This is a genomic window from Clostridium sp. Marseille-P2415, assembly GCF_900155545.1.
In the GTDB taxonomy this organism is placed as follows: domain Bacteria; phylum Bacillota; class Clostridia; order Lachnospirales; family Lachnospiraceae; genus Lacrimispora.
This window is the reverse complement of sequence record NZ_LT732526.1, coordinates 787,828-801,523: the sequence shown is the minus strand read 5'-3', so window position 1 is coordinate 801,523 and position 13,696 is coordinate 787,828. Positions and strand designations below refer to the sequence as shown.

Annotated in this window: 14 protein-coding genes and 1 riboswitch; of the genes, 1 reads left to right on the top strand and 13 read right to left on the bottom strand. The window is 44.8% G+C overall.

Annotated features, from left to right (window positions below):
* Positions 1-16: 16 nt before the first annotated feature.
* From BQ9856_RS08680 to leuC, 5 genes are all read right to left on the bottom strand, one after another.
* Positions 17-481, bottom strand: a complete 465-nt coding sequence (locus tag BQ9856_RS08680) for a YhcH/YjgK/YiaL family protein (RefSeq protein WP_077610673.1) — start codon at positions 479-481, stop codon at positions 17-19.
* A gap of 104 nt (positions 482-585) precedes the next feature.
* Complete coding sequence (locus tag BQ9856_RS08675) at positions 586-1,452, bottom strand: cell wall hydrolase (RefSeq protein ID WP_077610672.1); 867 nt, start codon at positions 1,450-1,452, stop codon at positions 586-588.
* 313 nt (positions 1,453-1,765) lie between these two features.
* Positions 1,766-2,236: a Cys-tRNA(Pro) deacylase gene (ybaK, locus tag BQ9856_RS08670; protein WP_077610671.1), complete on the bottom strand. Its 471-nt coding sequence runs from the start codon at positions 2,234-2,236 to the stop codon at positions 1,766-1,768.
* A 133-nt stretch (positions 2,237-2,369) separates the two neighbouring features.
* Positions 2,370-2,858, bottom strand: coding sequence for a 3-isopropylmalate dehydratase small subunit (leuD, locus tag BQ9856_RS08665; RefSeq protein WP_077610670.1), 489 nt, complete (start codon positions 2,856-2,858; stop codon positions 2,370-2,372).
* A 13-nt stretch (positions 2,859-2,871) separates the two neighbouring features.
* Positions 2,872-4,137 (bottom strand): 3-isopropylmalate dehydratase large subunit, encoded by a 1,266-nt coding sequence (leuC, locus tag BQ9856_RS08660; RefSeq protein WP_077610669.1) that lies wholly within the window; start codon positions 4,135-4,137, stop codon positions 2,872-2,874.
* 194 nt (positions 4,138-4,331) lie between these two features.
* Between leuC and BQ9856_RS08655 the strand changes: the two genes are divergently transcribed.
* Entirely contained in the window at positions 4,332-5,228 is an 897-nt protein-coding gene (locus BQ9856_RS08655; protein WP_077610668.1) for a LysR family transcriptional regulator, read from the top strand.
* Positions 5,229-5,414: 186 nt separating this feature from the next.
* On the opposite strand, the gene ilvC is transcribed toward BQ9856_RS08655, so the two are convergent.
* The 8 genes from ilvC to BQ9856_RS08615 all read right to left on the bottom strand — a co-directional run bounded on the left by ilvC (position 5,415) and on the right by BQ9856_RS08615 (position 13,656).
* Positions 5,415-6,425, bottom strand: coding sequence for a ketol-acid reductoisomerase (ilvC, locus tag BQ9856_RS08650; protein WP_077610667.1), 1,011 nt, complete (start codon positions 6,423-6,425; stop codon positions 5,415-5,417).
* Between the two features lie 111 nt (positions 6,426-6,536).
* On the bottom strand, positions 6,537-7,037 hold the full coding sequence (gene ilvN, locus BQ9856_RS08645; protein ID WP_077610666.1) for an acetolactate synthase small subunit: 501 nt from the start codon (positions 7,035-7,037) through the stop codon (positions 6,537-6,539).
* A 166-nt stretch (positions 7,038-7,203) separates the two neighbouring features.
* The gene (locus tag BQ9856_RS08640; RefSeq protein WP_077610665.1) at positions 7,204-7,725 is read right to left on the bottom strand and encodes a nitroreductase; all 522 of its coding nucleotides are present in this window, start codon (positions 7,723-7,725) and stop codon (positions 7,204-7,206) included.
* Positions 7,718-8,638, bottom strand: a complete 921-nt coding sequence (locus BQ9856_RS08635) for a cation diffusion facilitator family transporter (protein ID WP_077610664.1) — start codon at positions 8,636-8,638, stop codon at positions 7,718-7,720. The genes BQ9856_RS08640 and BQ9856_RS08635 overlap by 8 nt, the downstream gene beginning before the upstream one ends.
* A gap of 113 nt (positions 8,639-8,751) precedes the next feature.
* Positions 8,752-8,846: riboswitch (NiCo riboswitch) on the bottom strand.
* Positions 8,847-8,972: 126 nt separating this feature from the next.
* Complete coding sequence (locus tag BQ9856_RS08630; protein ID WP_077610663.1) at positions 8,973-9,578, bottom strand: metallophosphoesterase family protein; 606 nt, start codon at positions 9,576-9,578, stop codon at positions 8,973-8,975.
* A gap of 1 nt (position 9,579) precedes the next feature.
* Entirely contained in the window at positions 9,580-11,541 is a 1,962-nt protein-coding gene (locus tag BQ9856_RS08625; protein ID WP_077610662.1) for a BMP family ABC transporter substrate-binding protein, read from the bottom strand.
* A gap of 91 nt (positions 11,542-11,632) precedes the next feature.
* Positions 11,633-12,094, bottom strand: a complete 462-nt coding sequence (gene smpB, locus BQ9856_RS08620) for an SsrA-binding protein SmpB (RefSeq protein ID WP_077610661.1) — start codon at positions 12,092-12,094, stop codon at positions 11,633-11,635.
* Positions 12,095-12,429: 335 nt separating this feature from the next.
* On the bottom strand, positions 12,430-13,656 hold the full coding sequence (locus BQ9856_RS08615; RefSeq protein ID WP_077610660.1) for a Zn-dependent hydrolase: 1,227 nt from the start codon (positions 13,654-13,656) through the stop codon (positions 12,430-12,432).
* Between the last annotated feature and the right edge of the window lie 40 nt (positions 13,657-13,696).

Below are 13,696 nucleotides of genomic sequence, written 5' to 3'. Positions count from 1 at the left end.
TGATTCCCGTTTTTTATTAGTCTTCTTTGATTTTAACAATCACTTTCTTAATCGGAGCCGGTTCTCCGGCAGCTGCCTTTGGTTTATGTCCATCCCAAGGATTAAAAATCATATATTCTCCGGCCTTTACAACTACTTTTAAGCCAGGATTCTCATTGTCGTAAAATACAACATCTTTTTCTTCGTTATAAGGTACTTTTTCTGCCAGCTCATCCACCCGTGCATAAGTCATGGTTTCAGAACCGGATATCATATATTGGATATCTGTATAATTATGGTGGGCTTCGTACTTGGCTTCCTCCCACGGAATCGTCGTATATTCTGTTACGTTGGCAAAAACATTCTTGCCGTCAATCTCATATTTCCCCGGCGCCAGGTTCTTTAGATCGGTGTTCTTAAGGAAATCCACTGCCTTAGCGTATCTTCCTTCCACTCCAAGGCTTTTGTAAAAATCAAGGTTTTTCGCTGAGTCAAAAATCATAATCTTACTCTCCTTTTATGTATCGTATATTTTCACAGCAGACCACAAGGGCACATGACTGTTAAATATAGTATACACCTAAAGCAGAATATGAAACAATGTTTTTATTTAAAAAATTCATGGTTACCATGTTGAAACAAGTAGGTCAAATGGGAATCGAACCAGCTTACGGCTCCCCTCCTGGAGCCTCCCCGGTACATAAAGTACAGTGCTCCGTCGGAATAATCCTCTCCTGCCAGCGCCCGGTCAACGCATGCTTTCGTATCATCGGTCACGTTTACGGAATTGATACTGCCGTTCGACACGGGTGAAAACTGGGAAGGGGAATAGACAACACCTCTTACCGAATTGGGAAATTCGCCGCTTTTTACCCGGTTTAAAATCACATTAGCCACAAGGATTTTTCCCTTTTCGTCACAGATGCCTGCTTCCGCCTGCACGATCTTCAGTAAGACCTGATAATCGTCCTGTGACACCGACATGGCATGAACTGCCTTCTCTTCCTCGGCCTTCCTTGCCTCTTCTTCTGCCTTCTTTGCTGCTTCCTCAGCCTGCCTTTTCGCTTCTTCCTCCATCGCGATCTGGTTATTGATGCGTTGGACCTGGGCTTCGGATTCTTTTTCCAGCTCCTGTTTCTGTATAACCTCTTTTTCCAGAAGATTGCCGGCTAACTGCTGTGCCTGCATCTTGGCTTCGGTAAGTTTCAATTGTACTTTTGCTTGTGTATCCGTTTCCTCTTCTTCAACTGCATCCTCATCCGCAGCGTCTTCCTTTGCCGGCGTTTCCGCAAATGCTGTCAGCGCATTTCTTCCGCCGCTTCCGAATCCTGCTGATGTAAATGCCACAACAGTAATGACTGCCGCTCCCGCCATAAATACTGCGGAAGAACGGTACATCCGCTTTGTGACCTTCACGGTCATCCCTCTGAAGAATTGACAAATCTGTCGAAGGATAGAGCGTAATTTAAGCATACATACTCCTCTTTCTCTAATCTCACTTGCCTGGGCTGTGAACACATTCCACAACCGTTTCCGGGTGACGCTCGTAATTATAGAAGAAGCCCGTCAAAAAAGTCAATGGTCATTTAACATTTTTGTGATATTTTAACTTCTTAATTTTCATCCCCTTTCCTTCCTTTGTGCTTAATGCACTGTTTTTCCAAGGTTTTATAGACTATTTTTGTATTATCTTTCTATTAAGATTTTACAATAATGTTACATTTCTGTTAACTATTCAACTTCTCAGAAACGGCCCGTCCCTATATTTTTTGTTTTATGTAAACCATTATTGCATCAGCGAAGCAAATTCTCCACCTATAAAGCCAACCAGAGACTGTGGAGAGATGATGATCTGCAGGCCTCTTAATCCGCCGCTGATGGCGATTTTTGGATAAAGATGAGCCGATTCTTCGACAAAAGTAGGAAAATGTTTTTTCATGCCGATGGGGGAACATCCTCCTCTGATGTATCCCGTGACACCCTGCAGCTCCTTCATAGGAATCATTTCCACCTTTTTATCACCTGCAGCCTTCGCCACCTTTTTTAAATCCAGTTCTCCGTCCACCGGTATACAGCAGACTAAGTATCCGGTCTTTTCCCCTTTTAATACAAGAGTTTTAAAAACACTGCCGTGGTCCACTCCCATCATGTCCGCCGCATGACTGCCGGAAAGGTCCTGCTCATCCACCTCGTATTCCCTGGTGTCATATTCAATTTTTGCCTTATCAAGTATGCGCATTGCATTTGTCTTTACCATATAAATCAACTCCTTGAATTTTTTTCTAATTATAATACGTATCAGTTGGATTGACAACGTTCAAAAACAAAAGTCCGCAAATGCCAGATACAATATCTGACAATTACGGACTCGTTTTCCATGGAAATAACAGTTATTTTTTCTTATTTATATAAGGAAACAATCCTCCTGCCGATATAATTTCCTGCATAAAAGGAGGAAACGCCTGCCCCTCAAAGGATTCCCCTGTCGTTTTATCGGTGATGATGCCGCTGTCAAAATCTACCGATACCTCATCTCCTGCCTGAATCGCCTTTGCTGCCTCCGGGCATTCTATAATAGGAAGGCCGATATTGATTGCGTTCCGGTAGAAAATCCTTGCAAATGTCTCAGCAATGACACAACTTACTCCGGCGCATTTGATTACTAACGGAGCATGCTCCCTGGAAGACCCACAGCCAAAATTTTTATTGGCCACGATGATGTCTCCCTTCTTCACTTTATTTACAAAAGCCCTGTCAATGTCCTCCATGCAGTGCTTTGCCAGCTCATTTCCATCCGTAATATTCAAATACCTTGCCGGTATGATCACATCGGTATCTACATTATCGCCATATTTAAAAACAGATCCACATGCCTTCATCTTTTACAACCTCCTATAATCCCAGTTCACCGGGCGAAGATATCCGACCGGTTATGGCGCTTGCTGCCGCCACTGCAGGACTTGCCAGATATACCTCTGATTCTACATGGCCCATACGCCCCACAAAGTTGCGGTTTGTAGTAGAGATACAGCGCTCTCCTGCCGCCAGAATCCCCATGTAGCCGCCCAGGCACGGACCGCAGGTTGGTGTACTGACCACAGCTCCAACCTCGATAAAAATTTCTAAAAGCCCTTCCTTCATAGACTGTAAATAGATTTCCTGTGTAGCAGGGATCACAATGCAGCGTACCTGTTTCGCCACTTTCCGTCCTTTCATGACAGCTGCTGCTATGCGCATGTCATCAAGCCTTCCGTTGGTACAGGAACCGATCACGGACTGGTCAACCTTGATTTCACCGAAGGCACCAATGGTCCTGGTATTCTCGGGAAGGTGGGGGAATGCCACCGTCGGCTCTAATTTGGATAGATCGATGGTGTAAATTTCCTCATATTCTGCATCTGCGTCCGCCTCATAAATCCTGTAATCACGTTTTGAATGGTCCTTCATGTACTGGATGGCCAGATCATCCACAGGGAAAATACCGTTCTTTCCACCGGCCTCTATGGCCATATTGCAGATGGTAAACCGGTCATCCATGGATAAATTCCGGATCCCGTCTCCGGTAAACTCCATGGACTTATACAAGGCGCCGTCAACGCCGATCATACCTATGATATGTAAAATAACGTCCTTGCCGCTGACCCATTTGGATGGTTTCCCAACCAGTTCGAACTTTATTGCCGGCGGAACCTTGAACCAGGCTTTCCCGGTTACCATGCCTGCCGCCATATCCGTGCTTCCAACACCGGTGGAAAAAGCGCCCAAAGCGCCATAGGTGCACGTATGGGAATCTGCTCCTATGACCGCATCTCCTGCAACGACAAGACCTTTTTCCGGAAGCAGGGCATGTTCAATTCCCATCTGTCCTACGTCGAAATAATTGGTGATCTCATGCCTGCAGGCAAAATCACGGCAGCATTTGCAGTTTTCCGCAGATTTAATGTCTTTATTTGGAATAAAATGGTCCATGACCAGGGCAATCTTATCTTTATGAAAGATCGTTTCCTTATTAAATTTCTCCATTTCTTTAATGGCAACCGGTGAGGTGATATCATTTCCCAATACCAGATCCAGATCCGCTTCGATAAGCTGTCCGGCCTTTACCTCGGAAAGCCCTGCATGGTCTGCCAAAATCTTCTGGGTCATTGTCATTCCCATAGTCTGCATCCTCCTGTTAATTATAAATGAACCTCTGTCATTTTCCTGCTTTACATTCTAACATACTTATTGATATAATAGAAATACATAATATGAATATTTAATATAATAGTAAGTTATGAAATAAGGCACCCTCCGGGTATCCCTTTATGCCCATAGGGCGTGGGCGATTAACAAGGAAAGGAAATCTTAATATGGAACAAAATCTTTCCCAATATAAGATATTTTATGAAGTCGCAAAAGCCGGAAATATATCGAAGGCTGCGAAAGAACTGTACATCAGCCAACCGGCTATCAGCAAATCCATCAGTAAGCTGGAGGACAGCCTGGAGGTCGCTTTATTTACGAGAAATTCAAGGGGAGTACAGCTCACGGAAGAGGGAAAGCTTCTATATAATCATGCAAAGGCTGCTTTTGAGGCATTAGGCCGCGGAGAGCAGGAGCTGAAACGGATCAAGGATTTTCATATCGGCCATTTGAGAATCGGTGTCAGCAATACTCTTTGTAAGTATATCCTGCTCCCTTATTTGAAGGGGTTCATTGAGAAATATCCTCATATTAAGATTACGATTGAAAGCCAGTCCACTTCCCATACGGTCAGCATGCTGGAACAGCAGCAGATCGATCTGGGGGTGATCGCGGAACCGTCAAACCGCCGTCCGCTTTTGTTTCAGCCGATTATGAACATCCAGGATACATTTGTGGCTACAAAATCCTATCTGGATAATCTGTATCTGAGGGAAGGACGGGATGCGGACCTCTTTCAGACGGGGAATATACTCCTTTTGGATAAGAATAATATGACAAGGAAGTATATTGATGAATATTTGAATGAAAGGCAGATCGTGCCGAATCAGTTGTTAGAGGTCACCACGATGGATCTTTTGATTGAGTTTGCCAAGATCGGGCTGGGCATCGGGTGTGTGATAAAAGAGTTTGTGCAGGAGGAGCTGGACCGCGGGGATTTGATCGAGATTCCTATAGAAACCGCGATTAAGAGGAGAACGGTCGGGTTTGCTTATAATCCGGGGGGAGTGTCTGCGGCTATGGAGAATTTTTTTGAAGTTATGAGATGGAGAGGCAGGGATTAAAGAATGAAAGTTTGATTGTGCAACCCGCCAGGCCGCAGTGATCAAGCTCGAATCCGCTTCGCTCCTTCTCGCTTGACGGCTGTCGCCGTATGTCTATAAAATCAAAAGAGTCCGGAAAAAGGCAAGCTTTTTTCCGGACTCTTCCGCTTTTATAGACGCACTGCTCGTAGCTATGCAATGCAGCCCCTAGTTATCAATCAATTTTCCGCCGTCGTTCCAGCTGTAGAGCTTGCGGAGTTCAGCACCTACCTTCTCTAATTCGTGAGAAGCTTCTTTCTTCCTCATGGCATTGAAGTGGGTGCCGCCTACCTGATTTTCCAACAGCCAGTCCTTTGCAAAGGTGCCATCCTGAATATCTGTAAGAACTTTCTTCATTGCCTTCTTGGTCTCTTCCGTAATGATCTTTGGTCCTGTGATGTAATCACCGTATTCTGCCGTGTTGGAAATAGAATATCTCATGCCTGCGAAGCCGCTTTCGAAAATCAGGTCTACGATCAGCTTCATCTCATGGATGCATTCAAAGTAAGCATTCTCCGGAGCATATCCTGCTTCCACCAGAGTTTCAAAGCCGGCTTTCATAAGTGCACATACACCGCCGCATAATACGGCCTGCTCACCGAAAAGATCGGTCTCAGTCTCAACCTTAAAGGTTGTCTCCAAAACGCCTGCTCTTGCCCCGCCCAGGGCCAGAGCATAAGCGAGTGCCTTGTCCTTTGCCTTGCCTGTATAATCCTGATGTACTGCAACCAGACAGGGGGTTCCTCTGCCTACCAGATATTCGTTTCGAACCGTATGGCCGGGTGCCTTTGGTGCGATCATGGTAACATCAACGTTCTTTGGAGGAATAATCTGTCCAAAATGGATTGCAAAGCCATGGGCAAACATCAGCATATCGCCGTCTTTTAAGTTTGGTTCTACGGATTCTTTATACATGGCAGCCTGCTTCTCATCGTTGATCAGGATCATGATAATATCCGCTTTCTTTGCTGCCTCTGCTGCCGTATAAACGGCTAATCCCTGCGCCTCAGCCTTTGCCCAGGACTTACTGCCCTCATAAAGTCCCACAATCACATTGCAGCCTGACTCCTTTAAATTCAGCGCATGGGCATGTCCCTGGCTGCCGTATCCAATGACCGCAATGGTCTTACCTTCCAATAAGGATAAATTGCAATCTTCCTGATAGTAAATTTTTGCCATCTTTTTATTTCCTCCTCATATACTGACTCATGATATATTTTGTTAAAGGAACCATGCCGACGGCTCACTGTCCGCCTTTGGCAATACCCCTAGCTAATAAGTTGAGACTGCCTACGGCAGATAACGGATGTCATCGGAGCCTCTGGAAAGTCCGGTAAGGCCGGTTCTTGCAAGCTCTAATATCTCGTAATCCTCAAGCAGGTTAATAAGTGCATCAAGCTTTGACTGGTCACCTGTCAGCATGACGGTCAAGGAATCTTTGCCCACATCTACAACGGTGGCTCTGAAAATATCCGCTATGGCGCTGACAGCCTGGCGTTCACTGGAGTTGGCCCGGACCTTGACCAGAATGAGTTCTCTGTAAACCGAACGTCCTGGCTTTAATTCTTTGATATCCCTTACATCCTCAAGCTTCCTGAGCTGCTTTTCAATCTGGTCTAAAATCTCCTGATCGCCGATGGACACCACTGTCATTCTGGAATATCTCTCATCCGCAGTCACGCCGACCGTAAGACTTTCAATATTATAGCCGCGGCGGCTGAACAGACCGGCCACACGGCTCAAAACGCCGGAGGTGTTATCAACTAACAATGATAATACGATTCTTTCCATCCATATCCCTGCCTTTTTGTATAATAATTTAAATGATAGCAATCTAACTTCTATTTGTCAACTAAATAATAGGAATGTGTATTATAATTTGAAGTTATACCGAAATACACAGGTTAAAAAGAAGAGCCGCGTATTTTACGTACGCAGCCCTTTTTCGCTTCCTGCATTATTCCACGTAAACAATTGCATGCTCTTTTCTCGGCTTAGCCTGAGGGTACTCATCTGCTCCATATCCAAGAATGCAGTGGCCAATTCCTTCATAATCTCCCTGGATTCCCCATTCTTTTAAAAGCTGCTTTCCTTCCTCACTCTCAAATACTTCTCTGGCCCTGTGAACCCAGCAGGAATCAACTCCGACAGCGTGGGCCGCATTCATCAGATTTGCCATTGCCACGGAACCGTCATAAACATACGTTGCTGACGTCCGGTCCGCAAGTACCACGATCACCGTAGGGGCACCGTAAAAAGGATCATTGTCAGTTCCTGTGACCGAAGCATTCAGCTTAGACAGCCTGTCGCGGATTTCCGGGTTTTGTACCGCTGCCATGACCACCGGCTGGCGGTTCATCCCTGACGGTGCAAAGGTACCTGCCTCCAGAATGGTATGTAGTACTTCTTTTGCCACCTGTTTCGAGGTATAACTGCGCACGCTTCTCCGTTCCAGTAAATTTTTAATGGTTTCATTCATTTTCTTCTGCTTCAACCAGAGGATTCACATGTACCATGCAGTGCTTTACATCCGGAAAATGTTCCTCAATGGAAAGATGTACATTTTCAGCAATTTTATGGGACTCCACAAGCTCCAGCTTGCCCTCAGCCGCAATTTCAATGTCCACGTACACTTTCGCTCCGAACATCCTGGTCCTGATATCATCGATCCGCTTCACTCCCATCACCGCCATAGCAGATTCCCGCATCTTCCGGACCGTATCATCATCGCAGGATTTATCCACCATCTTATCCATGGCATCCCGGAATACATCAATTGCTGCCTTTTCAATAAAGAAACAGATTACCACGCTGGCAGCCGGATCAAGAACCGGAAAACCAAGCCTGGCTCCGGCAATTCCGATCATGGCTCCTACGGATGACAGCGCATCCGAGCGGTGGTGCCAGGCATCCGCCATGACTGCCCCGGAACTTATTTTCCTGGCAGCCGCTCTTGTATACCAGTACATCCATTCCTTTACCACAATGGATAAAACCGCAGCAAACAATGCAAGCAGTCCCGGTATCACAACTTCTTCTTCATTTCCGGCAGTAATCTTACGGACTCCGCTTATGCCGATCGCAATTCCGGTGGCCATAAGCGTCACTGCCAGTATAATGGAAGCCACACACTCCATCCGGTCATGTCCGTAAGGGTGCTCCTTATCTGACGATTTACCGGCAATGCGAACTCCGATGATTACGATAAAAGTGCTGAATACATCGGATGCCGAATGAACCGCATCGGAAATCATAGCTCCCGAATGCCCCAGGATACCGGCTGCCAGCTTAAATGCGGAAAGAAACAGATTGATTACAATGCTGACGGTTGATACATGCATGGCAATGCCTATTGCGTCTCTTTCCTTTTTCCTTTTTAAAAATCGTTCCATAACAGTTACCTCCAATTGAATAAGATAGCCCTATGGCACTTGCGATATGTCCCCAACCGTGCATTTTTAATATTTTAAAACAAAAATGCACCTGTGGAACAATACAAGTAAACTACTGTCCCACAGATGCAATGAAATCATCCGTTGTCGCACTTGGCAACCCGGCCCTATAGCTCAAAATCGCTATCGCCTGCTCAGTTTGTACTGTAGATTAATATGCAGTGCAAAGAGTGTCTCTACATCTTACAAAAATAGAGCCGGATTGTCAATACTCTTTTTGAGGCTTTACCGATCGGGCTTCTGTTATATAGTATGTAACCGCCTATTTAATTTGTTACAGACTTCCCGGATAATCAATAATATAATATTCATACGCATTAATAACGGTTGTACATCCGTAATGATCCTCCCTTTTAAACCCATTTCCATAATTGGCATGGACATGTCCGTGGAAAAAATATTTTGGAGAATACTTGTCCATCAGATCCTTAAAGCAGAAAAACCCCTGATGAGGGAGATCCGGCAGATCATTTAGCTTATACGCCGGAGCGTGGGTGACCAGGATATCAAATCCCTTTTTTTTCTTAAGCTTCCACCACAGGCGCCGGATTCTCTGCTCCATCCTCCGCTCCGTGTATTGATTGGGCGAACCCGGAATGTATTCCATGGAACCGCCCAGCCCCAGGATCCGGATCCCCCTGTAAGTTACAATATCATCCTCAATGCAGGTGCAGCCTTCCGGCGGACAGTTTTTATAATGGCCGTCATGATTTCCCCTGACATAAAATACCGGAGCGTGGGAACATGTGGCAAAAAAAGTGAGATAATTGGCCCTTAAGTCCCCACAGGAAATAATTAAGTCAATGTCCCTTAGCTTCTCCGGCGTATAATATTCATAGAGTGTTTTTGACTCATGATCAGACAGTACCAGAATCTTCACGCTACTGCTCCTCCATATCCGTGGTCTCGTATATCGTCTGTCCCTGAAGACGTACCAGAGACTTCGCTTCTTCCGTAAGCTCGTCAAATGCAGGAATCTGTCCCATCACATTATCCGTCAGCCAATTCATGGTAGTAATTTCCTCGGGAGTGAGGCTCATCTCTTCCTCGCACTGAATCCGGCCATCCTGGGAATAAATGGTTCCCACAAAAGGCTGGAAGCTGCCTGCCCGGATGGAATTCTTAAGAAACGTGATCAGCCTGTTGGTGCCATGAGGAAGACTTTGAGAACAAATGACGTCAATCACATCCGCAGACATTCCCCACCAGTAGTTGATTGCCTGTTTTCCCTTCAGTTCCTTTCTGTCGGAAGCCCCATGGCAGGTAATGTTGACGATTCTTTCATAAAATTTTCCCCAATGCCAGATGGGTGTCGCCAGATTTTTAAGGGTTCCATCAGCCGATTTCTGGTAAAGGCCATATTCTCTGGTCGGAGCTTGGGGAGTTATCATATCATCCCCTGAAATAAAAGAGATTCCCTCTTTCTCAAGTTCCATGTGTGCATCCCTTCCCTTTATCCTCGACCATTCTAAATATACCTTTGCATATGGGTTTATCATTCTGGCTCCCAGAGCAAATGCGTTGATGTTGGCAATGTTTCCATAAATGGGATAATCTGCAATGTATCCAAGCTTATCATCCCGGGCCATGGAAGCCGCCAGCGCTCCCATAAGAAATTTCGACTCATACATCCTTCCATAATAGGTACAGATGGATGAATAGGACATATTGACCGAGCAATTGAATATTTTCACTTCCGGATGCTCAATCGCAGTCTTGACGCTTCGATTTATCATCTGGGAAGCCGTAGTAAATATGACATTGCATCCGGCAGCAATTGCCTGGTCAATGGCCTTAGCTGTTTCAGGCTCTGAATCCGCGTTAAAAAACGCCTTGGTCTGCAGATTTTTATCAAATGCCTGTTCCAGATACATCCGTCCCAGCTCATGGCCATAGGTCCAGCTTGAAGTCGCTGCTGTCTTGGCATGGATAAATGCGATCTTTAACATCTGCGGCTCGATGGACTGGAACGGGCGCAGCCAGTTGATGAGCTTAAGGGGGCTGCTGTCCAAAGCATCTTCCACCTCTTCCGGCTGTTCAACCAGGGCGATCTTATTGCCTCTGGAGGCCAGAAGGAGCTCATCCTTTATCTTTACCAGATCTTTTTTTATCTGCCCCTCGATCCGGTCCTTCACCACTTTATATCCAAACAGCTCCACATAAATGAGAAAGGCATCCGAACATGTCATATCATAATCATCGCCGCCAAAAGCATGGAATGCCTTGGAAAAACGGTCATAGGCGGATTTGAAAATAATCCTGTCATCCTCGCTCCAGGCCTCGTCCGGATTCTTATTCATTACCTTTAACAGCTTATCATAGCTTCCTTCCTTGCTGAACCAGACATCACAGTTAAAGGATACCTGATAAAAATCCAGGAATTCATAGTAAAGCCTGTTATTTAAATCGTCGGTCCGTTTGGGAATCAGGCGTGTGACAGATGCCGCAATGCTGAAAGCTTCCACATACTTTAAGACACTGACCCTTTTATTGCCTTCCTGTACGTAATACTGGTTCATAAATTCATAGGCTACGATCGGATCGTGGATTCCCTCTTCTATCTGGTGGTCATACAGATAGGCCCATTTCGCCCCAAACTCCGACTTTTCCGACAAAAGCGGCATAAAATTGTTGGCAAAGGCGCTGGTACGCCCCTCCGTCTTGGTACCCACCACCTTTTCCAGCGGAATATCCATAATTCCCAGATTCACCTCTGAAACAATATCCGTATAAGATAAGATCTCATCAAGAACCGGCAGATACGGATATTCCCCTTTTGAAACGGAAGCCTGATATTGTTTACGGCCCCGCCTTAATGCCCCTACATAATCATATAGCGCCATCCACTTCTCCTCCCAACATTATTCTAAGGCTATTTTAACATCAAAACAGCCTTCTGTACAGATTGTAATGGAGGTTTAAAGTCACTCTCAGCTAAAGATTTCTCACCTTAAAGTCTCTTTCTAATTCTCTTTTCTGATCCTTCTTAGCGATATCGTCCCTTTTATCATAGAGTTTCTTTCCCCGGGCAAGACCGATCTCCACCTTTACCAGGCTGCCTTTAAAATATACTTGAAGCGGAACGAGAGTATACCCTTTTTGGGCGATCTTTGCATCCAGCTTTCCGATCTCAGTCCTGTGGAGCAAAAGCTTTCTGACCCTTAATGGGTCTTTATTAAAGATATTTCCTTTTTCATAGGGGCTGATGTTCATGCCATAGACAAAAACCTCTCCTTTGTCAATCCTTACAAAGGATTCCTTCACACTGCACTTTCCCATGCGGATGGATTTCACTTCCGTTCCTGCCAGTTCTATGCCCGCTTCGTATTTTTCATCAATAAAATAATCATGATATGCTTTTTTATTATTTGCAATCAATTTAATTCTTTCTCCCAAAATATCAAACCTCCCACTATCATATTTAAATTATGATACTACATTGTTTATTTCAAGTAAAGGCCTAAAACACAATTGCTTTGGGTTTGGAAAATCTAGTGGTAATACTTCGGCCAGTTACAGAGAAAACGGAATTATAAATTTTGAAAAATTCTGAAAGTTATTAAAAAAGGTTTAAAAAAACAGTGGCTAATTGACAATAAAATCCATAGAGCCACTGTTTACAAATTAGTTATAAATGAAAATGTTGCATGTAAGACAATTCACAATCTCTGACTTTTGTTTCCTCAGTTTTATCCTCACCCCCCGTTCTGCTTTATGAGTCCTATCATTGTTTACTGCTTATCAATGTGTAAAATTGTTTTTAAAAGTACATTTGCTCCTTTTAAGCAGTTTTCCACGGGAGTGTATTCAATTTCACAATGACTATGTCCTCCTACGCTGGGTACAAATATCATGGTAGCCGGAACCAGATCTATCGCAAACTGCGCGTCATGGCCCGGACCGCTGTATATTCTCCGATTGGAATAACCGCATTCCTGTGCACTTTTTTCCACATAATCAACCAGTTCGGAAGTAAAGCTTACGGTCTTACGTGACCATGCTTCCTCATAGCTCACCTTGCATTGCTCCACAACGCCTGGAATTTTTTTAATAACTGCAAGTACCTGCTTGATCACTTCCGGATCCTGATGTCTGGCATCCAGGGTAATCTTTACTTCATCGGGGATAATGGTATGAATGTTTGGATGGGCAGAAATCTTACCTGTGGTATAAACTAATTTGCTATCCAGCTGGTCCAGCTCATCATGGAGATATTGAATGGTTTTCACCGCTGCATAAAGAGCATCCTTACGGTATTTCATGGGTGTTGTTCCTGCGTGGCCTGCCTGCCCGGTAAAAGTGAATTCATAATTAATCATACCGCAAACGCCTTCTACCACTCCAATATCAATCCCTTCTGCCTCCAGTACAGGTCCCTGTTCGATATGAAGTTCCACTAAGGCCTTTGTTTTAGTAGGATCCAGCCGATTTTCTTCCTTTCCTTTAAAACCGCTTTTTTCCAAAGCTTCTCCAAAGGTATACCCCGGAATGTCTTTTGCCTGCGAAGCAAGCATAGTCTCTTTGTCAAATTTTCCGCAGATAACACCGGAAGACATCATCGCCGGCTCAAATCTTGCGCCTTCTTCGTTGGTCCATACGATAACCGTAATCGGATGCCTGTGAGGTATTTTTTCTTTTACAATGGTTTCCGCCACTTCCATTGCGGTTAAGACACCTAAAATTCCATCGTAATTTCCTCCCTGCCGTACGGAATCCATATGGGAACCTGAAAAAATGGCAGGTAAATCTTCTGTTCCGGCAATGGTTGCATATATATTTGCCATATCGTCTGTCGCAATAGAGGCCCCAATTGCCTCCATACGCTTTATGAATTCTTTTCTTGCGGCAATGGCTTCTTCCGATAAGGAAAATCTTGTGATCCCCCCCTTTCCCGTATCGCCAAACCGGCTAAAGGTTTTAATCTTATCTTCCATTCTTTCATAATCGCATTCAATCATGCTACTTACCTCCTTTTATGTACCACGTATACAAAATCAT

What these genes read in the sequence shown, in the direction of transcription:
- BQ9856_RS08680 (WP_077610673.1), bottom strand. Translation starts at nt 481, where the DNA reads ATGATTTTTGACTCAGCGAAAAACCTTGATTTTTACAAAAGCCTTGGA.
- BQ9856_RS08675 (WP_077610672.1), bottom strand. Translation starts at nt 1,452, where the DNA reads ATGCTTAAATTACGCTCTATCCTTCGACAGATTTGTCAATTCTTCAGA.
- ybaK (WP_077610671.1), bottom strand. Translation starts at nt 2,236, where the DNA reads ATGGTAAAGACAAATGCAATGCGCATACTTGATAAGGCAAAAATTGAA.
- leuD (WP_077610670.1), bottom strand. Translation starts at nt 2,858, where the DNA reads ATGAAGGCATGTGGATCTGTTTTTAAATATGGCGATAATGTAGATACC.
- leuC (WP_077610669.1), bottom strand. Translation starts at nt 4,137, where the DNA reads ATGGGAATGACAATGACCCAGAAGATTTTGGCAGACCATGCAGGGCTT.
- BQ9856_RS08655 (WP_077610668.1), top strand. Translation starts at nt 4,332, where the DNA reads ATGGAACAAAATCTTTCCCAATATAAGATATTTTATGAAGTCGCAAAA.
- ilvC (WP_077610667.1), bottom strand. Translation starts at nt 6,425, where the DNA reads ATGGCAAAAATTTACTATCAGGAAGATTGCAATTTATCCTTATTGGAA.
- ilvN (WP_077610666.1), bottom strand. Translation starts at nt 7,037, where the DNA reads ATGGAAAGAATCGTATTATCATTGTTAGTTGATAACACCTCCGGCGTT.
- BQ9856_RS08640 (WP_077610665.1), bottom strand. Translation starts at nt 7,725, where the DNA reads ATGAATGAAACCATTAAAAATTTACTGGAACGGAGAAGCGTGCGCAGT.
- BQ9856_RS08635 (WP_077610664.1), bottom strand. Translation starts at nt 8,638, where the DNA reads ATGGAACGATTTTTAAAAAGGAAAAAGGAAAGAGACGCAATAGGCATT.
- BQ9856_RS08625 (WP_077610662.1), bottom strand. Translation starts at nt 11,541, where the DNA reads ATGGCGCTATATGATTATGTAGGGGCATTAAGGCGGGGCCGTAAACAA.
- BQ9856_RS08615 (WP_077610660.1), bottom strand. Translation starts at nt 13,656, where the DNA reads ATGATTGAATGCGATTATGAAAGAATGGAAGATAAGATTAAAACCTTT.